The organism is Hymenobacter sediminicola, assembly GCF_014250515.1.
GTDB lineage: Bacteria > Bacteroidota > Bacteroidia > Cytophagales > Hymenobacteraceae > Hymenobacter > Hymenobacter sediminicola.
In genome coordinates, this window is sequence record NZ_CP060202.1 from 2,705,563 (window position 1) to 2,724,183 (window position 18,621).

At 57.8% G+C, this 18,621-nt stretch carries 15 protein-coding genes, 1 other RNA gene and 1 riboswitch; of the genes, 4 read left to right on the top strand and 12 right to left on the bottom strand.

Annotated features, from left to right (window positions below; all coding sequences use genetic code 11):
• Nucleotides 1-153 precede the first annotated feature (153 nt).
• Nucleotides 154-247, bottom strand: a riboswitch (SAM riboswitch).
• Between the two features lie 279 nt (nt 248-526).
• Complete coding sequence (locus H4317_RS11570; protein WP_260625640.1) at nt 527-949, top strand: DUF4890 domain-containing protein; 423 nt, start codon at nt 527-529, stop codon at nt 947-949.
• Between the two features lie 159 nt (nt 950-1,108).
• Here H4317_RS11570 and H4317_RS11575 read toward each other — a convergent pair whose 3' ends face one another.
• The 4 genes from H4317_RS11575 to H4317_RS11590 form a co-directional block, all read right to left on the bottom strand.
• Nucleotides 1,109-1,855 (bottom strand): EcsC family protein, encoded by a 747-nt coding sequence (locus H4317_RS11575; protein WP_185886757.1) that lies wholly within the window; start codon nt 1,853-1,855, stop codon nt 1,109-1,111.
• A gap of 514 nt (nt 1,856-2,369) precedes the next feature.
• Nucleotides 2,370-3,395: a Gfo/Idh/MocA family protein gene (locus H4317_RS11580; protein ID WP_185886758.1), complete on the bottom strand. Its 1,026-nt coding sequence runs from the start codon at nt 3,393-3,395 to the stop codon at nt 2,370-2,372.
• Between the two features lie 171 nt (nt 3,396-3,566).
• The gene (locus H4317_RS11585) at nt 3,567-4,373 is read right to left on the bottom strand and encodes a M48 family metalloprotease (RefSeq protein WP_185886759.1); all 807 of its coding nucleotides are present in this window, start codon (nt 4,371-4,373) and stop codon (nt 3,567-3,569) included.
• A 98-nt stretch (nt 4,374-4,471) separates the two neighbouring features.
• Nucleotides 4,472-5,626 carry a DegT/DnrJ/EryC1/StrS family aminotransferase gene (locus tag H4317_RS11590; protein WP_260625641.1) on the bottom strand — a complete coding sequence of 385 codons (1,155 nt, stop codon included), beginning with the start codon at nt 5,624-5,626 and terminating at the stop codon, nt 4,472-4,474.
• Nucleotides 5,627-5,783: 157 nt separating this feature from the next.
• On the opposite strand from H4317_RS11590, the gene H4317_RS11595 reads away from it, so the two are divergent.
• Nucleotides 5,784-6,692, top strand: coding sequence for a DUF6565 domain-containing protein (locus H4317_RS11595; RefSeq protein ID WP_185886760.1), 909 nt, complete (start codon nt 5,784-5,786; stop codon nt 6,690-6,692).
• Nucleotides 6,693-6,798: 106 nt separating this feature from the next.
• Here the strand turns inward: H4317_RS11595 and H4317_RS11600 are convergent, their stop codons facing one another.
• From H4317_RS11600 to H4317_RS11630, 7 genes are all read right to left on the bottom strand, one after another.
• Complete coding sequence (locus tag H4317_RS11600; RefSeq protein ID WP_185886761.1) at nt 6,799-7,695, bottom strand: glycosyltransferase family 2 protein; 897 nt, start codon at nt 7,693-7,695, stop codon at nt 6,799-6,801.
• Between the two features lie 135 nt (nt 7,696-7,830).
• A complete protein-coding gene (locus tag H4317_RS11605; RefSeq protein WP_185886762.1) occupies nt 7,831-8,544 on the bottom strand; it encodes a cell division ATP-binding protein FtsE in 714 nt (237 codons plus the stop codon).
• Nucleotides 8,545-8,653: 109 nt separating this feature from the next.
• Nucleotides 8,654-8,857: a fructose-6-phosphate aldolase gene (locus H4317_RS11610; RefSeq protein WP_185886763.1), complete on the bottom strand. Its 204-nt coding sequence runs from the start codon at nt 8,855-8,857 to the stop codon at nt 8,654-8,656.
• Between the two features lie 124 nt (nt 8,858-8,981).
• Nucleotides 8,982-9,638, bottom strand: coding sequence for a fructose-6-phosphate aldolase (gene fsa / locus H4317_RS11615; RefSeq protein ID WP_185886764.1), 657 nt, complete (start codon nt 9,636-9,638; stop codon nt 8,982-8,984).
• A 106-nt stretch (nt 9,639-9,744) separates the two neighbouring features.
• Nucleotides 9,745-9,841, bottom strand: an RNA gene (ffs, locus tag H4317_RS11620) — signal recognition particle sRNA small type.
• A 121-nt stretch (nt 9,842-9,962) separates the two neighbouring features.
• The gene (locus tag H4317_RS11625) at nt 9,963-10,853 is read right to left on the bottom strand and encodes a T9SS type A sorting domain-containing protein (protein WP_185886765.1); all 891 of its coding nucleotides are present in this window, start codon (nt 10,851-10,853) and stop codon (nt 9,963-9,965) included.
• Nucleotides 10,854-11,022: 169 nt separating this feature from the next.
• Nucleotides 11,023-11,496 carry a carboxypeptidase-like regulatory domain-containing protein gene (locus tag H4317_RS11630; protein WP_185886766.1) on the bottom strand — a complete coding sequence of 158 codons (474 nt, stop codon included), beginning with the start codon at nt 11,494-11,496 and terminating at the stop codon, nt 11,023-11,025.
• 239 nt (nt 11,497-11,735) lie between these two features.
• On the opposite strand from H4317_RS11630, the gene guaA reads away from it, so the two are divergent.
• A complete protein-coding gene (gene guaA, locus H4317_RS11635) occupies nt 11,736-13,268 on the top strand; it encodes a glutamine-hydrolyzing GMP synthase (protein WP_185886767.1) in 1,533 nt (510 codons plus the stop codon).
• Between the two features lie 65 nt (nt 13,269-13,333).
• Here guaA and H4317_RS11640 read toward each other — a convergent pair whose 3' ends face one another.
• A complete protein-coding gene (locus H4317_RS11640; protein ID WP_185886768.1) occupies nt 13,334-15,223 on the bottom strand; it encodes a DUF4153 domain-containing protein in 1,890 nt (629 codons plus the stop codon).
• Between the two features lie 147 nt (nt 15,224-15,370).
• Between H4317_RS11640 and H4317_RS11645 the strand changes: the two genes are divergently transcribed.
• Complete coding sequence (locus tag H4317_RS11645; RefSeq protein WP_185886769.1) at nt 15,371-18,610, top strand: AsmA-like C-terminal region-containing protein; 3,240 nt, start codon at nt 15,371-15,373, stop codon at nt 18,608-18,610.
• The last annotated feature ends 11 nt before the right edge of the window (nt 18,611-18,621 follow it).

Here is an 18,621-nt window from a genome sequence, read left to right on the forward strand (position 1 = left end):
ACAAGGGATAGACCCGATCAGCAATTCCAGGTGCACTCAGCAGCAACAACAGCCTGTGCTACAACAGCCCCGGGCCTCCATAGGTAGGCGCCGGAAAGCAGCAGAAACAACGAAACGGGCAGTAAGGCGAGGCAGGAAATCCACGGCAACTTGTTTTTATATGGTCAGGAATTGGCACCGTTCCGGCAGTATCCGGGTGGTTGCCGACGCTTCATAGAGCCTGTCTCTCAGCGCCTCTGTATAAAAACAATCCTTTGTCGGTAAAGAATTGATGCGGCAAAGGTACGTTCGGCCGACGTGCATTTACAAACCGGCGTGTGGTACTTCCATAGCCACCTTGCGAAGAGCCGACCACACATTGCAGGTAAAGTTTAACCCCACTATTGACTTTTTTTTATTTCACCCGAACTATTCTATTTGAAAAAACTGGCATCTGAGTTGCGTATAGGCATTCCACAAGCACAAAAACTGCCCTCAAAGCGCAAGTGCCTCTTTTCTCAAATTCAACAATTCTAATACCTCTGTCATGAAAAATCCTCTCGTTCTGCTCGCTGTTTTTGCCTTTTCGGTTAGTGTAGCTTCAGCCCAGACAGCTACCACCAAACCCGACCGCAAGGCCAGAATGGAGCAGGCCGGCAAAACGCCAAAAACACCCGAACAGCGCGCCGACCACGCCGCGCAACGCCTCGCAAAGGAGTTGGGTTTATCCGCCGCTCAGACGGCACAAGTGCGTGAGCTGCACATTGTCCGGTACAAGGAAATGGAGGCCAAGCGCGCCCAGCTTGCCACCACCGACAAAACCCAGCGCCATCAGGCAATGAAGGCTGGCAAGGAGCGGTACGAAGCGCAGCTCAAACAAATCCTGAGTGCCGAGCAGTACACCAAATACGCCCAGCTGCGCGCTGAAAAAGCCGAAAAGCACAAAGGCCACCGCAAAGCCAAAGGTTAGTTTTCGCAGTGAATAAGCAAAGAGCCCCGCCAGCATTGGCGGGGCTCTTTTGTGCTTTGGTATTTTGAAAATACCGAGTCATCTTGAGCGGAGCGAAGGACCTTGTTATGCCCGACGCCGTTGATACTTGTGGGGGCGTGATAAGGTCCTTCGCTCCGCTCAGGATGACAACTCCTTTTTCGGTTCTTGGCCCTCAAACCAGCGCATGCGGTAGCAGTTGATAGCGGTTTCGCCAAGCTGCTCCAGAAGGCGGTAGTTAGCCACTGCTCCTACTGCCGCCCCAATAACGGGTACCAGCTGGGCCATTTTAGCGAGGTCGATGTAGTCGCGGTACTCCTGCTGGAAGGTGCGCCAATCGAAGTCGTGCACGTCGGGCGGAAGCGTGTGGCGGTAGGTTTCCCAGGTGGCAAGGCGCTGGTAGGTTTCATTGCGGGTGTGCTGGCTGCTGAAGGCCAGCTGGAAAATGTGCAACAGATAAACCCGCTCGGAATAGTCGCGCGCATCGTAGCCGTAGAGGGCGGCCACATCGAAAAGCAGCTTGAGCTTGATGCTGAGCAGCAGCGGAAAATCGGCGAGGCCGAGCAGGAAGCCACCGGCGCCCGTCACGGCTCCTTCGGCGGCGGCTGTATTGCGGTAGGCCCGGATGCGGCGTTGCACGGCCTCTTCGCGCTCCGCCAGCGTGCCCGTAAGAAGTGGCTTCTGCGTGACATACTCGGAGCCAAACAACACGCCGCGCACCATCTGCTTGATAGCCGAGGTAATAGCCGCGTGCACCTTTTCCGGTAGCAACGCATTCAACCGCGCCTGCACACGCCGCGCCACCCGGTTCAGCAGCGAAGGAGGCTGCTGCATCCGGCGCTGCCAAGCATACAGTTCGTCACGGGCAGGTTGGTCGGCGGGAGTCATATGAAATTGCTCGATGCTACAAGTCCTACGGTTTGCCTTTGATATAGAAAATGTCTCGTACCACAAAGGTGGTGTCTATACCAAGATTAGTTGTTTGAAAGTCAACCCTTGCAGCGTAAGTCCAGATATAGGGCCTGAGCTCTCCGTGTTTGATGGGTTCAATAACAGGAGTGAATTTTACAATTCCGGTGTCGCCTACCATTATAGCCGAATCACGCATAGTCATTTTGCCCTAGGAACTATAGAGCACTACAACGGGCCGCTGTATAGTATTTGATTTAGCCATATCAGAAAGTAATGGATGACTTAGATAGACTTTAACTGAAAAAAGGCTCTCCTACCTCAATTGCATCTCTACTTCCAGAGTTTAAGGCGTTTATTGATATCTGCTCTGAAACCGGTGCGACAGACACTGCCTGAGGACTGTCGGTATTACCTGAACAGCCGAATAGTATACAGCAGCCGAATAGGATTGCATACGCGTTTCTGAAATTGCTCATAACAAATATGAGAACTACTTGAGGTTGTATATCCGCTCGATAATCTCCACGACTTTCATTCCTTCCAGCGCATTGGTGGTGGCGAAACCGCGCTTCTGAATGGTGTCTACTACGTTTTCGATGACCTGGACGTGGTTGGCGGCGCTGCCCTGGTAAGGGCCGTAGTCGTTGGCGGGGTTGGTGGGCGGTAGTGTGGGCAGCTGGTATTCCTGGAGGTGGCAGTACTCTACTTTGTCCATGTACTGGCCGCCGAGGCGCAGGCTGCCGCGCTCGGCTACCACCGTGAGGGAGCTTTCGAGGTTTCGGTCCCAGACGGCGGTGCTGTATTGCAGGGTACCGCTGCCACCGCGCACCAAATCGAAAGTAACGAGGCCGGAATCTTCGAAGTCGGTGAGGGCGGCGTGGTTGAAGTCGCGGAAGCGGGCTTGGATGTTCTCGATGTCACCAAACACCCAGTAGAGCAGATCCACGAAGTGGCTGAACTGAGTGAAGAGCGTGCCGCCGTCCTGCTGCCGGGTACCTTTCCAGCCGCCGGCCTTGTAGTAGCGCGCGTCGCGGTTCCAGAAGCAGTTGATTTGTAGCAGGTAAATATCACCGAGGCGTCCTTCGTCGTAGACCTGCTTAAGCCAGGCGGCAGGCGGCGAGTAGCGGTTCTGCATCACCCCAAACACGAGACGACCGGTTTGCAGAGCCGTATGCACGAGGTCTTCGGCGTCGCGCTTGCGCAGCGCAATTGGCTTTTCGACCACTGCGTGCAGCCCGGCCCGAAGGCCCTGAATAGCCTGCGGCGCGTGCAGGTGGTTGGGCGTAGCCACGGTCAGAACGTCGGCAGCGGGGCCATGCTGTAGGTAGTCTTCTAAGGAAAGGAAGAACGGGACGCCGGGAAACTCGGCGGCCAATCCGGCCTGCAGCTCCGGCCGCACATCGATGAGGGCAGTGAGCATGGCGCCGGGGTGGCGCGAGACGAGGGCGGCGTGGCGGTGGCCGATGTGGCCCACACCGCAGATAACAAAACGAACGGCAGAAGCAGAATCAGCCAAAGGAGTGCGGGGTTCGGGGCAGGAGATGGTGCAGCAAGCTCCGAAAAAACGCGGGTTTCTCCGCCGAACGAATAGAAAGCTCAGAAAATGAACGGCGGTTGCTGCCTTTCCCGAAAGCTAATCGAAGAAAGGCAGCAACCGCCGAAACACGAATTATTAATATTATAGGCCCTACAGCAGGCGCTTCAGCTCCGTGAAATTGGTGTTGCTGACGGTGCGGCTGGCGCAGCCCAACGACTGGGCACTTTTCTGGATGTTGGTGATGCGCGAGCCCGGGTTGGGGTGCGTGCTCAAAAATTCGGGCGTGCCGCCTCCCCCCTGCTTTTCGGCCTTGATGAAGAAGCCAGCGGCCCCGTCGCAGTCGTAGTAGCGGGTGCCGTTGAGGTAGATGGTGGAGTATTTATCAGCGTCCAGCTCGTAGTCGCGGCTGAATTTGAGCTGACCAATGCCGGCAGCCAGCTGCACGAGTTGGCTGGAGGACCGGTTGCCGAGCACAATGCCCAGCAGCAGGCTAGTGCCGTATTGTTTCTGCAGAATCTGGGTACTGTGGCGACGGTCGGCGTGGGCAATTTCGTGGCCCAGGATGCCAGCTAACTCACTCTCGTTATCCAGAAACTTAATCAGGCCCGAAAACACGTAGATGTGGCCGCCAGGCGTAGCAAAGGCATTCTGTATCTGGTCGTCTTTGATGATCTGCACGTCCCAGGGGAACTGCGTGCGGTACTTCAGGTTGCCATTATCGAGCACGCGCTTCACCACGCCGTCGAGCAGTTGGTAGGCGCGGGCGTTTTTGGAGCGCTCCATCAACTGGCCTTTGGCGCGGTACGTGGAGTCGGTTTGGCGGGCCACCTGGGCGCCCAGCTCGATATCCTGCTGGATAGAGAACAGGCTGAACTGAGCTGGCTTGTTGATGGCGGCAGTGGTGAGAGCAGCTACCCCGGCCAGCGGCAGTAGCAGCGTCAGAAAGGAACGGCGCATAAGGAGAAAGTAGAGACGTTGAAAAGTGGTGTCTATACGGCGGAAAGAAAAAACAGTGCCAGCCCGCCACTACATCGAGCCAGCAGTCCGGAATCCGGCTACGCCCAGGCTCGTACTACATCTGCCACATACGCCAGCTGCTCCTGTACCAAAGTAGGGTGAATGGGCAACGACAGCACAGTGCGACACAGGCGCTCAGCTACCGGAAACTGCCCGGCGTGGTAGCCCAGATACTGGTAGGCCGGTTGCAGATGATTAGGCAGCGGATAGTATACTTGGCTCGGTACGCCGTGCGCCGCAAGGTGCTGCTGCAGCGCATTACGGCGGCCGGGCTCGTCGGCTACGGTGAGGGTGTATTGGTGAAATACGTGGGTGCTGCGCGGGTCGCGGGCCGGCACCGAAATAGTCTGCAAGTCGGCCAGCGCAGCATCATAGGATGCAGCTACGTGCTGGCGAGCGGCAGTCCATTGGCTAAGGTAGCGCAGCTTTACGCGTAGCAGAGCGGCCTGCACAGTATCGAGGCGGGAGTTGAGGCCGATGTACTCGTGGTGGTATTTGCGGGTCTGGCCGTGGTTGGCCAACTGGCGCAGGTAGGCAGCACGGGCCTCGTCGCGCGTAAACAGGGCCCCGCCGTCGCCGAAGCCGCCCAGGTTTTTGCTAGGGAAGAACGATGTGGTGCCCACCTCTCCTACTGTACCCGCCACCCAAAATTCGCCGCGGCTAGTTCTAAACGTGGCTCCAATGGCCTGCGCATTGTCCTCAATCAGGGCCACACCGTGCTGGTCCGCAACGGCCCGCAGCGCTTCCAGATCGGCGCACTGCCCGAACAGATGCACGGCCACAATAGCACCGGTACGGCTCGTAATGGCCGCTTCTACCGCCTGCGGATCGAGGTTAAAGGTATCCGGAAGTACATCGACAGGCACCGGAACCAACCCCAGCACGGCGGCAGCTTCCAGCGTGGCCACATAGGTAAAAGCAGGAACAATAACTTCGGCCCCGCGCGGCAGGCGCAGCGCCATCAAGGCAAGTTGCAAGGCGTCGGTGCCATTCGCGCAGGGCACCACGTGCGGGCCGCCGAGGTACTCGCTCAGCTCCAGCGCAAACTGCTGCACAGCCGGCCCCTGAATGAAAGCAGCCTCATCAAGCGCCTGGCGTAAGGCCTCGTCTAGCTCAGCCCGGATAGGCGCATGCTGGGCACGTAGGTCGAGAAGCTGAATGGGGGCAGACGGAGGCAGGGGAAACTGAGGCACAGGCAGACGCTAACTACTACTGCCCAAAGATAGACGCGTGCCGTCAGCAACCATACGGCCCATCTGCGCGCAACCTCCGGCGTTATGGTTGCGTTAAGCGAGCCAGAGCCAGCTACATCGTAGCTGCGCTATATGTCTCCCTTAATCTCTCCCTACCATGTTCAGGAAAAATCTCACTCTCCACGCTCTGTCGGCTATGTTGCTGATGGGGGGCGCTGCTTTCACCCAGACCAGCTGCACCGAAGGCCAGAAAAAAGAAGTGTCAGCGGAAAGCGACCAAGCGTATAATGACTTCTCCACTTTCGTATCGGATACCGAAGCCAAAGCCGATGCCGTAGCCAACGAAGCAGAAGCCGACTACGACCGGGAAACCGCCCAGCTGAAATCAGACTTCGACGCCAAAGTAGCGGCTGTAGATAAGTACGCCGACCAGTACGATGACGCCCGCCGCCAGGAGATTGAAGCATTGCGCACCCGCTATACCACTGCATATGACAAGCGCGAAATGTCTTGGAAAAACCGGGCTACTGCTGGTACCGCTAGCGCCAGCACTGGTGTTCTGAAAGTAGGTAAGTACTACAAGCCCATGAATCCGGCCGCTCAGGTTACGGCAGCTAATGCGCGTACTACTTACGAAAACTTCGTGAATAACATTAAGCAGAACGAAGACAAGTACGACATCGACGATTGGCGCTATATCAACTCCGAATGGCGCGCCCTCGATGAAGCCTATGACAAAGTGAAGGGCGACATCCCAGCAAAAGACCTAGCTGAAATTCAAAAAGAAAAGCTGAAGTACGCCGCCTTCAAATCGTTTGATAAAGCTGAAGCCCGCACTGCACAGGGCGCCGACGCCGTGAGCGGCGAGGCCAGTGAAGTGAAAGCCGAAACGGCCGATGAGCGCAGCAAAGTAGGCCAGGCTGCCAGCAACACCGCTTCCGACGTGAAGGAAGCAGGTAAAGATGTTGGCCAAGGTGCCGCCAATGTTGGCAAAAAAGTAGGCGGTGCCGTGAAAGGCGCTTATAAAGAAGTGAAGTCGGAAGTAAAAAACACCGACAACGACTAATTACCACAGCACCCACCCGGGTAAAAGAGCTGGTTTCCGAGAGGAGGCTGGCTCTTTTGTATTTCGGCTACTGCCTGCGTGAGCCGCTAAGCATCTACAGTGCCGTCTATTTTAGCTCTGTAAGCAGCCAGTAGAGCTTTAGAGCATCTAGTTGGCGCAGGCTGGGCTGCGCCGAAAGCAGATTACGGCGTACCTGCTGCTGCCGCAGTTGGAAAGCCCCGCGTACGGCTTCTCCCAGTCCCCAACGGTGCAATTGCAAAGCTGCTTTCAGGAGCTTGGTATCAGCGCCCAAGCCTTCTGCCAAGTACAAGCGGGCCAAGTTACGGACAGCATCATGCGTTTTCTGCAGGAACTGAGCCGCTGGTTCTAGGCCGTCGTGTAGCACCGGATTATCAAGATGCAGCACACTGATGCTGGCTTGGCGCAACAACCAGCCAAACTTGGTGTCCTCGTGTCCGTAGCGGGTCAGGCTCTCATCTAGGCCAAAGCGACGAAATACTTCCGTGCGCACCAGCATATTATTGAGTGTGAGTTGGCCATGTGGAGCGCGCTGGCGAAGCGCGGCGGGGCGGGCCTCACGGCGGCGGCCGTAGAGCCAGCGCAGATGCAACTCAGTAGCAGCCGGCGCGGCCAGCTCATACGTAGTACCTCCCACCAACACCGGCGCCAAGTGGCAGGCGGCAGCATAGCGGGCCAAAAACTGGTTGTCGGGCAACAGGCTGTCATTATCCAGCAGCAGCAGCCACTCGTGTTTCGCGGCGCTGGCCAACTGATTCCGGATAGCGGCGCGGCCTACATTGTGCGGTAGCTCTTGATAGCACACTCCGGGCAATGTGGTCAACTCGCGGTTGGGGTGCCGCATAGCTTCCCGGGAGCCATCATCTAGGCAGTGGATTTCCAATGGGCCCGGCCAGGCGGCGGCCTGCGCCAGCAGCGCATGCACCAGCGGCGTCACGTCGCGGTTGTACACCGGAATCAGTACCGAAAGACCAGGTGAGTTCAATTACAGCTTGCTATGTAAGGTTGACTCGGCGCTAACTCGCCTTTGCGCCTGCTCAAAAAGCTGATGAGCAAAAACCGTTCTAGTATCCTGATAGTAGTTGCGGGCACACTGGTTGCACGCCCGCACCTGCTGGGCTCAGGACATGGCCGTCATAGAAAACGGGGTGGTTTCAGAATCAATCAGCTGGCCCTGCTCGCACTTGAGCACCCGCTTAGGGTATTGCTGGATAATCTGGTAGTTGTGCGTAGCCATGAGCACGGCTGTACCGGAGTTGTTAATTTCCACAAACAGGCGCATAATGCTGTCCGCCACGTCCGGGTCGAGGTTGCCGGTGGGCTCATCAGCGAGTAGCAGTAGCGGCTCGTTGAGCAGGGCCCGCGCAATTACTACGCGCTGCTGTTCGCCACCGGAAAGCTGGTGCGGCATTTTGGCGGCCGAGTTGGCCAGTCCCACCCGCATCAGTACTTCTGAAATGCGCTGCTGCTTGCGTGCCTTGCCGCTCCAGCCCGTAGCATTCAGCACAAACAACAGGTTTTCAGCCACGGTACGGTCGAAAAGCAGCTGAAAATCCTGGAAGATGATGCCCAGCTTGCGGCGCATAAACGGCACTTTGCTGCTGCCCATTAGCTTGGGCAGCGGAAACCCAACCACAGTGCCCGTGCCGCCGCCCAGCGCCAAGTCGGCGTAGAGCGTTTTGAGCAGGGAGCTTTTGCCGGAGCCAGTGCGCCCCACCAAATAGGCGAATTCACCTTTGTCAAGCGAGAACGTGACCTTTTGCAGCACAGTATTCACGTCCTGCATAATGTAGGCGTCGTGCAGTTCGATAACCGGGTTGGAGGCAGTGGGCATAAGGGCGAAGATATAGGACCGGGGGTTTCCCGAAAAACAGGATTCCGGGCAACGCAAAACGGGCCAATCGGCTCTTTTGCGTTGCCCGGAATGCGTCAAAGGCTCTACCTCAAATTTCTAGCTTCTGCAGCTTTCCAAATTCCAACCCTTCAATGACAGCAGCCAGTGGTACTTCCTTGTTTTCAAGGCCGTAGCGGTGCAGGTCTTTCAGGGGCCGGTCGGCGCGGAAATACGCAATCAGCACGAAGTTTTCGTCGCGCAGCTGGATATAGTCCGGAATTTTGGCTTTGCCTTTTACTTTGATGATATACATGACGTGCTGCGTTGATTGATGCGTTGATTGTTGACAGTCTTGGCCCGTAGCTGAAACGAGATGGAACGAATCCATTCGGCAACCAGTCCTTCAACAATCAACGCATCAACAAGGCCTAAATCAGCTAGCCATTCACCTTGGCGTGGTCGGCCAGGAAGGTAGCCAGACCTTTATCGGTGAGTGGGTGGTTGAGCAGACCCGTAATAACATTCAGTGGGCAGGTTACCACATCAGCACCCAACTCAGCGCACTGGATGAGGTGCGGCACGTGGCGCACTGAGGCAGCCAGCACCTGCGTGGGGTAGCCATAGTTGGAGAAAATGTCTACAATCTGCTGAATCAGTTGCAGGCCATCAGCCCCAATATCATCCAGACGCCCTACAAACGGCGACACGTAAGTAGCACCGGCTTTGGCAGCCAGCAGGGCTTGCCCAGCCGTGAAAATCAGTGTGCAGTTAGTTTTGATGCCTTTCTCCGAGAAATACTTGATGGCTTTTACGCCTTCCCGGATCATGGGCACTTTCACCACAATGTTGGGGTGCAGCTCGGCCAGGGCCTCTCCTTCCCGGATAATGCCCTCGTAGTCGGTGGCAATTACCTCGGCCGATACGTCGCCATCCACGATTTCGCAGATTTTCTTGTAATGGCTCATTACGGCATCGGTGCCGCGGATGCCTTCTTTCGCCATCAGCGAAGGATTGGTGGTCACGCCGTCGAGCACGCCCAGCTCCACAGCTTCCTGAATGTCTTTCAGGTTGGCAGTATCAATGAAGAATTTCATGCGGGTAGGTTGGAAACAAAGATGCCCCAAAGCTAGCCATTCGCGGGCAAACTAGCCGCGCGGCTTTCTTCGGGGCACCTTCTTATAATTCGGGAGAAAAGGGCAAAAAAAAGCGAGCCAAAATCGCACCGCTCAACCGTCTACCCTTGCTACCTTCCGGTCCTGGGGGAGTTCAACAGGAGCTGGTCGTTCTGACTCGCCGTTGCAAAGGTACGCACAGATTTCACAGAATCGGCACGCAGGCCTCATCTTTTCAGGAAAAGCTGCTGTATTGTGAGGTTGCAGCGTGACTGTCAGCCACAAAATTTCCTGACCACCCTTTTGCTACTCCTTGCTGAAGCGCTGCACCGCTACTGCTTGCCCCTGCTCAATGCGCAATAGGTACTGGCCGGCCGCCAGTATTTCGATAGGCAACAGCACGGTCCCATCGGGCCGGGGCAGCAGCTGCGTAAGCGGCAGCACGCGCCGGCCCAGCAAGTCTGTAACCTGCACGGTCGCCGTGTGGCGGCCAGTCGGCAGCTTCAACGTAAGAATATTGCTGGCCGGATTAGGGAAAAGAGCCAGCGCCAGCGTATTGCGAGCTGCCTGCGTGGCCTGCGGCGTGCCGAATGTGAGGCGAATATTGGCCAAAATATTGGTGGCCGTCAGGGTGGTGGCACTCGTTACGGGCACGGTTCCGGTATAGCGCCGGCAGGCAATCCGGATTGGATTCATGGTGACACCGTACAGGTACCGGGCGCGTGGCCCAATGGTGGCCTGCACGTTGCCGCCGCGCCGGAGCACCAGCACCGCTAGATTCTGGCCGGCAGTATTGGCGTAGGCAAACGGACGCTGCAGCGTTACTTCCTGATAGCCAGCGGCGGTAGCATTCGTAAAGTTGCCCGCATACACCCGCTGGTAGCCCAGCGTATCGAGCGTCCCGTTCTGAAACTCGGTGGCAGTGGTTGTTTTGAGGTATATAATGACTCCTGTGAGCGGCTGCAGCTCCGTGCCATCCGATTTCTCAAAAGCCAGCCTTGTGATATTGCCAGCCTGCGCGATGCTCGGCTGCAGATAAATCGTTTCGTAGGCTCCCTCAGAGCTGGCATGGTTGATAGGCGACAACGCCGAAATCTGGGTGCCACCCGTGATGGTCACGACCTGCGCGGTGGCTGGGGTGAGCATAGCGCTGGCTGCAGTAGTGCAAATCAGAAAAGAGAGTAGATTTTTCAGCATGGTTCGTGAAAAAGGTGAAGTTCAAATAAGAGCAATTTTCGGTTACCAACCTTACGTACAAGGATTTACTATGGATACTTGAGTGCTGTTTGCAGGCCGAATAAATGCCAACAGGTCCGTACTGCTGGAGCACGGACCTGTTGGCATGAAAATCTATGGGCAGCGGCCATTAGGGCTTTTCCCAGGCTTTGCGCGCCGACTTCACCTGTTTCTTGAGCTGCTTGGAGTATTTGTCGATGGCCGCCATTTCTACTACCAGCGGGCCAGAAACCGGGGGCGTCACTTCCAACTCGGAGTAGCCGGCATAGCTTACATGCAGTACCGGCGCCTGATGGGTAGTTTTCAGAATGAACATGCCAGCGGAATTGGTGATGGACGACTGCCGCTCATCCTGCCGCAACGACACTGTGACACCGGCCAAGGGTTTGCCGCTTTGGTTCTGCACGTTCCCGGTAATTACGCGCACTACGGGCTCAGCAGGCAGCGTCTCCGCAAGTTGTGGCGGCGTGCTTTCCAGGGTTTCTGCGGCGGGCTGCGGCTCTGTTTTCTTGGCAGGTGCCGTTGCTGGCCGGGCCACAGGTTGCTGGGCCAGCACCAGGTGCGGCAACAGAAACAGTACTGTGTAAAGAAGGAAATTTCTCATAATAGAACCCTGGAAACGGAACAACAGAAGAAGTTGGCAGGGAAAATACAAAAATGAATTCAACTTTTTGGGCCGTCAATAGTATATCCTCTTTTTTAGTGATTAAGCACCAGAACAGCCCAAATGTTGGTCTCGGCTGGTTCAATTCACCTTACTGACTGCGTCATTCTATTGTAAGTAAACGCAGAAAGGCTGCTGTTGGATTTTGGCTGGGTCCGGTCGGTTCGTAGCTTTGTGCTATGCCTCAACAAATCCTGATTCTCGATTTTGGGTCGCAGTACACCCAACTCATTGCCCGGCGCATCCGGGAATTGAATGTCTACTGCGAAATCCATCCGTATAACCACGCCCCGGACCTCACTGAGGATATCCGGGGCGTTGTGCTTTCGGGCTCGCCGTGTTCCGTGCGCGACGCCGACTCGCCCAACCCTGACCTGAGCCGCTACCTGGGCCGCGTGCCGGTGCTGGGCGTGTGCTATGGCGCGCAGCTGCTGGCTCAGCAGCAGGGCGGCGAGGTGCTGCCCGCCACCATTCGGGAGTATGGCCGCGCCCGCCTGGCGCGCGTGCACCACGAAAGCCCGCTGCTGCATGGTGTGCCCACCGAGTCACAGGTCTGGATGTCGCACGGCGACACCATCAAGACCCTGCCGACTGGGTTTGATATCATTGCCAGCACGCCGGAAGTGGCGGTAGCCGCCTTCAAAATTGGGGGGCAGGAAACCTACGGCATTCAGTTTCACCCCGAAGTCACGCACTCGACGGATGGCAAAACGCTGCTCCAGAACTTCGTGGTGAACATCTGCGGGCTGGACCAGAGCTGGACGCCAGAGCACTTCGTGGACAGCATGGTGGAAACGCTGCAGCGCACCATCGGCGAGGAAGACCAGGTGATTCTGGGCCTCTCGGGCGGCGTGGATTCCAGCGTGGCAGCGTTGCTGCTGCACAAGGCAATTGGCAAGCGCCTGCACGGCATTTTCGTGAACAACGGGCTGCTGCGCAAGGACGAGTACGAAGACGTGCTGCACTCCTACAAAGACCTGGGCCTTAACGTGCGCGGCGTGGATGCCTCGCAAGAATTCTACGCGGCCCTCACCGGCCTGACGGACCCCGAGCTGAAGCGCAAAGCCATTGGGCGTACCTTTATTGAGGTGTTTGACCGCGAAGCGCAAAAAGTAGACGGCGCCCGCTGGCTAGCTCAGGGCACCATCTACCCCGATGTGATTGAGTCGGTGTCGGTGAAGGGTCCGGCCGTAACCATCAAGAGCCACCACAACGTGGGCGGGCTGCCCGAGAAGATGAACCTGCGCATTGTGGAGCCGCTGCGGGCACTGTTCAAGGATGAAGTGCGCGAAGTGGGCCATACGCTGGAGTTGCCGGTGAATATTCTGCACCGCCACCCCTTCCCAGGCCCCGGCCTAGGCATCCGCATCCTCGGTGACATCACGCCCGAGAAAGTAGACCTGCTGCAGCGCGCCGATGCCATCTTCATCAACGGCCTGAAAGAGCACGGCCTCTACGAAAAAGTATGGCAAGCCGGCGTGATGCTGCTGCCCGTGCAGAGCGTGGGCGTAATGGGCGACGAGCGGACCTACGAGCGGGTAGTAGCCCTGCGCGCCGTGACCAGCGTGGATGGCATGACCGCCGACTGGGCCCACCTGCCCTACGAGTTCCTGGCTGACGTGAGCAACAAAATCATCAACCAAGTGCGCGGCATCAACCGCGTGGTCTACGACATCAGCTCCAAGCCACCGGCTACCATTGAGTGGGAATAAGGGAGTAAGCGGAATTTTTCTGCGAAGAAAACGGCTGCCGGCTTAGTGCCGGCGGCCGTTTTGCTTTACTTGGTTTTTTCGCGCAGTTCCAGCAGCGCCTGAGCATTGATATAATACACCGCGCCATCCTTACTCTGCTCCCGGTTTAGATTGCGCAGGTATAGGTGTAGTTGAATACCGTCGGTGGCGGCATGGAGAGTCAGGCCTTTAGCCGGCAGCTCGATAGAACGCTCCGGGTTGGTGCCGTATACACGAACAAGGGAGTCGGCGGTGGCTCCGGGAGTCAAGGTAAGGCGGGTCTGCCAGCTACTATCGGTGCGGAGTTGCTGCAGGAGTAGCTGGCGGCCATAGTGCTGGGCCAGCAGGCGATACGTACCTTCCAGTATATTGAAAGTTGTGGCTACTTCCTCTGCAGGCGGATTGTACATGCTCGACTCTATATTGTTGAGCCAGTAGCGCCCGTTACCTAATGGCCAGACCTTGTCCTCTTCGTGCTGGAAATTGGCTGACCGTATGGCCACGGCTTCCGTGACTGCGGAATTTGTGGAGGCAATACCGCTTACCTGTTCTATCCGGTTAGCGGCCCAATGTCGGCGCGTCCAGTTATCGGCATCGTTCAGAGAATCAGGCAAGGCTAAGCTGGCAGCAAACAGGGGCTGCAGTTGGTGAGCGGCTTCCCGCTGCGTGAAGTAGTAAAAGATGGAGGATAACCGTGTATGCACCGTTTCCGGTAAGTTGGGCACCCGTTGACTGGCTCCATCCAGCTTACCGTTTTGCAGCAGCTTGTATTGAGCGGTTAGTTCAACCAGCTGGTTTAGCTGGCTCCGTTCGGACACGGCAAAGGCGCTCAACGGGCCCGCTGAAGCCACAAACGCCACTGCTGCCAGCGAGGCCGGAATCCAGATGATGCCCCGCCCCTGCCGCCACAGAAAATACGCCGCTATAACGCCCAGCCACACAGCCAGCACCAGTACAAAGTAGCGTTCCTCGGTGATGCCATACGCTTGCACGCGGGTACCAATGGCCACGAACAGCAACGCCAGCAGCGGAAACAGCGCCCGGTAGAACCAGCGGGCAAACGTACGAATCCAGGTGTTTTCGGCGGCGTTGCGAATAGGATGAATCAGCAGCAGCGCGAAAATACCGGCCACTGAAAACGCCAGAATCAAGGTAGAAACCCAGCCTTTTGGCAGCGTCCAGAGCACCACAATACGGGCCAGATAGGCATACAGAATACCTAGGTATAGTACCACCAGCGGCAGCAGCACAAACTGCGTGAACAGCTTCAGCCCCTTTGGATAGGCAGTTTCCTGCTCTAGCGCCGCCCAGTCATGTGGCACGCCGGCCAGAAAAAACCAGGTATTGAATACGGTAGCCATAACCGTGAACAGATGCTCGTAGATATGCCGGTCGAGCTTAATGTCAAACAGGTTTTCTACTGCTACCAGCGCCAGTGCACAGCCAGCAAACAACACCCCGGAATACAGTCCGCCGGTCAGGATACGTAAAAACAGGGTTTCATTATAGCGCCAGAAGCCGGGCGTGTCGGCCTCGCGGCGCAGTTCGGGCAGGTAGGGCACCACGGCCACCAGTAGGTGCAGGCCCAGCAGCAACAAAGCCAGTCGCGACGCCCATATTATGGTAGGGTCTGTAGGGCAGAGCCAATACCATAGCCCCAGCAACGCTACGGCCCCGGCGGCAACTAGCACGCGCCCCAGCCGCGTCCAGCTGTACCGTTCTCCAGCCAGAGCCACACTCAGCGTGAGCGGTAGCCCTAAGGCCGCCGCCGACAGCGTCGGAAACAGCCAGTCCAAGACAGCTTTTTCTTTGTAATCGAGCCGCTGATAGTAGATGGCTACTGCGCCCAGCAACAGGCTACAGCATAGCGTAAGCGGGAAACGGCGAACCACACGGACGGCTTCGGTAGCCAGACGCTGCAGAGAGGGAAGTTGCATAAATAGAGCAGGGAATAAGGGCGGCAAGAAACGTACTTATTGGGCTTCTTTCCTATTTTCCTGCTGAGCTACCGGCGGCCGTATCAACGCGGCGCTTTCTGCGTACTAGCAAAGCACTGGCTGTAAACTTCTGCCCTCCTACCCCTTATGAAAAGACCTTCGCTTCGTCAATTTCTGGCTATTTCTGTGCTGGGATTGGTGCTGACGTTGGTAGGAACGGCCTGGGTGCTGGGCACACGCTGGGGCCAGCGGCAGCTAGAGAAGCTCATTCGGGAGCGGGTATCGCGCAACTCCGACTTGGTGCTGGCGCCCTTTGAAGTGGACATTTCGGCATTGCGCCACTTCCCGCATTTCACCGTTTCGCTGCGGCACGTGCTGCTCACCGATACTTCGTTTGGGCGGGCGGTACCGGTGCTCCGGGTGGGGCAAGTAGATGCGCGGCTGGAGCTGAGCCACATCTGGCGCGGCGAGTTCCGGATGAGCCACCTGACACTGCGCGATGCTGAGTTCCGGCAGCTGACCGACTCGCTCGGGCGCGACTGGGGCCTGCGTGGTAAAGGACCGCGCCGCAACACGCCCAGCATACCGCCCAACTTCGACCTCGACTCCCTGGTATTGGTGAACGTGAGCGTGCAGGACCGCAACGAGTTGCACAATGGCGGCTTCGATGCCTATGTGCGGCAGGGCCGGCTCGTGGTGCAGGTGCGCAAAGGCCTCGCCCATACCACAGGCACCCTGGATGGGCAACTCAACTACCTGCGCAGCGGACGTGGCAATCTGTTCCAGAACGAGCCAGTTGTGGCCCAGATTCGCTACCGTTACGACTTTCGGCGGCGCGAAGGCACTTTTCTGCGTACCCGCGCCACGCTCAACGGCGACACGGTGCTGGTAAATGGCACCCACCGGGGCGCGGCGCCCAATGAACCCCGCGGTACCCGCCTCAACCTGCAATTTGAGGGCAAGCAGCCGCTACTGGAAGTGCTACACGTGGCGCTGCCCACCAGCCTCGACCATTTTCTGGATGACGCCCGCAGCCCCAGCCACGCCCATATCCGGTACAGCATCCGGGGCATCAGTGGCCCCACTACGCGGCCTCGTACCGTTCTTCGCTTTGCCCTGCGCAACGCCCAGGTGCAGTGGGCCGATTCGGCGCGGAGGATACAGCGCTGGGATGCGCGCGGCGTGTTTGATAACGGCCCCAGCCACTCACCCCGCACCACCAGCCTCTCGTTTGAGCAGTGCCGTATCTACTCGAAAGCCGGGGAGCTGGACGCCTCACTCACGGTATCTGACTTTACACGCCCGCGCCTGCAAGGGCACGTGCGGGGCCGTACCGAGCTGCAGACGCTGGCTTCTGTGGTGGTACCTACCCTCTGGCGTGCCCGCCGAGGCGAGGCCACCATTGACCTGAAACTGGACGGCACACTGCCTGAAATACCAGACCGTGCTTCCCGCCGCGCGCTGCGCGCCGACACGCTGTTGCCACCCATTGCGGCCCGCGGTACTGTACAGCTCGAAAATGCGTCCTTCACTATTCCGAGGCGGCAAGCTGATATGACAGGGCTCAACGTGCGTATCCGGCTACGCGACAGTCTATGGACGCTGGAAAACTTGGCAGGACAGCTGAATGGAATGCAGGTGCGGGCCAATGCTACTACCACGTATCTGCTGGCCTATTTCAGCGGGCAACACCCGACCACAAACGTAACAGGCACTTTTGAAGTAGACGAGTTGCGCACCAGAGAATTGCAGCGGCTGCTGGCGGCCCCGCACGGCCGAAACCGACCCGCCCAGCGAGCCGCACGCCTAGGCCGCACGCCCAACCAGGAGTTGGCAACTAAGGCCATGAACTTGCTGCCACCGGGCCTGCGCCTCAACATTCGGCTACGCTGCGGGCTACTGATACTGGCCTCCGATACGCTGGAGCAGCTGGCAGCTACAGTACGCCACAACGGGCGCTATGTGCAGCTCCGTGACCTGCACGTGCGCGTATGGGGCGGGCAAGTGAGTGGCGTAGTAAGCTGGCCGACTGATACGCTCAATCTGCAGCCCGTAGCGGCCCGGCTGGCGGTGCAGTTTCCTTCCCTCAACTACCAACAGCTGCTGGCCCGTGTAACGCGCCCTTCGCGCCGCGCCCCTGGTGCCCCCAAGGACCCTACCCTGCGCGAAGTGCTGCTGGCTGCCAACGGACAGGCAACTGTGGTGGTAAATGAATTGGTGCTGCCCGGCAACAACAACCTGCGCAATGTGCGTCTGCGCATCGATAAAAAGGGTCCCAGCTTCCTGATTCCGGCGCTTTCCTTCCGCTCCAGCTCGGGCGGCACCGGGCAGCTCAGTGCCAGCGCCCGCCTCAAGGGCACGCAGCTACTCAATGCCCGCGCCGACCTCAACCTGCGCTACGCTACCCTCGATGTGCAGCATCTGCTGCAACTACTGGCCTCTTTGAGCACCATTCCCTCGCCAAACGACGATGCCCCGCGCCGCCGCCCTACCCGTACGCCCGGCGCCTCCTCTCCTTTTCTTGACGGCACCGTGACCGGCCGGGTAAACGTAGCCGCTGACCAGATCCGGTACGGGGCCTTGCGGGGTAGTCAGTTTAAATTGGTGAGTAGCCTGGATGCAGGTGCAGCGCGGTTAGAGCAGTGTTCATTACAGGCGTTCGGTGGAAACATTTCGTTGCGTGGCGTATTGCAGACCAACGCTGGCGCCAATTCCCACCCGCTGCATGCCCAACTCCGCCTGAACCGTATTCAGCTACCGGAGCTGTTTGGGCTGGCTACCGGTCTTGGCCTAGATGTGCTGGCTCCTGAGAACATTAGGGGTACTATGGATGGCGAAACTGACCTGCATACCTCCCTCGACAATGCTTTTCTTCCCAAGCTCAGCCAAACCCAGGCTTTCCTCAAAACGCAACTCCATGACCTGGAATTGCTGAACGTGGAAGCCTTGATGGAAGCCCTGAAATTCATGCGGGAAGAGCGCACCAGCCACCTTTACTTTGAACCCGTGAGCCCCCGGTTTGTGCTGGATGGCGGCCGTCTGCTGATTCCGAACCTGCAGCTCAATAGCAACCTCACGGATATGGACGTGAGCGGAGAATACTACCTCACCGGCCAGGCCAACCTATATGTGGGCTTGAGTCCCTTACAGGCGCTGTTCGGCAACAATGAAAAGCGAATTGCCCGTATTCAGAGCGGAGAAGCTGCCCAGCGTCGCAGCCGGGGCCTTGTTTACCTGAACCTGAGCCGAACTACGCCCGGCAGCCGCTACAAGGTGCGCCCCTTCCAGAAGCAGGAACAACGCCAGAACAAGGACGCAATGCTGCTGGAATATCAGGAGCTGCTCCGCACCCAGAAGCTGGATACCACGCTTCGCCTGCTGCAATAGCCGTCCATTAT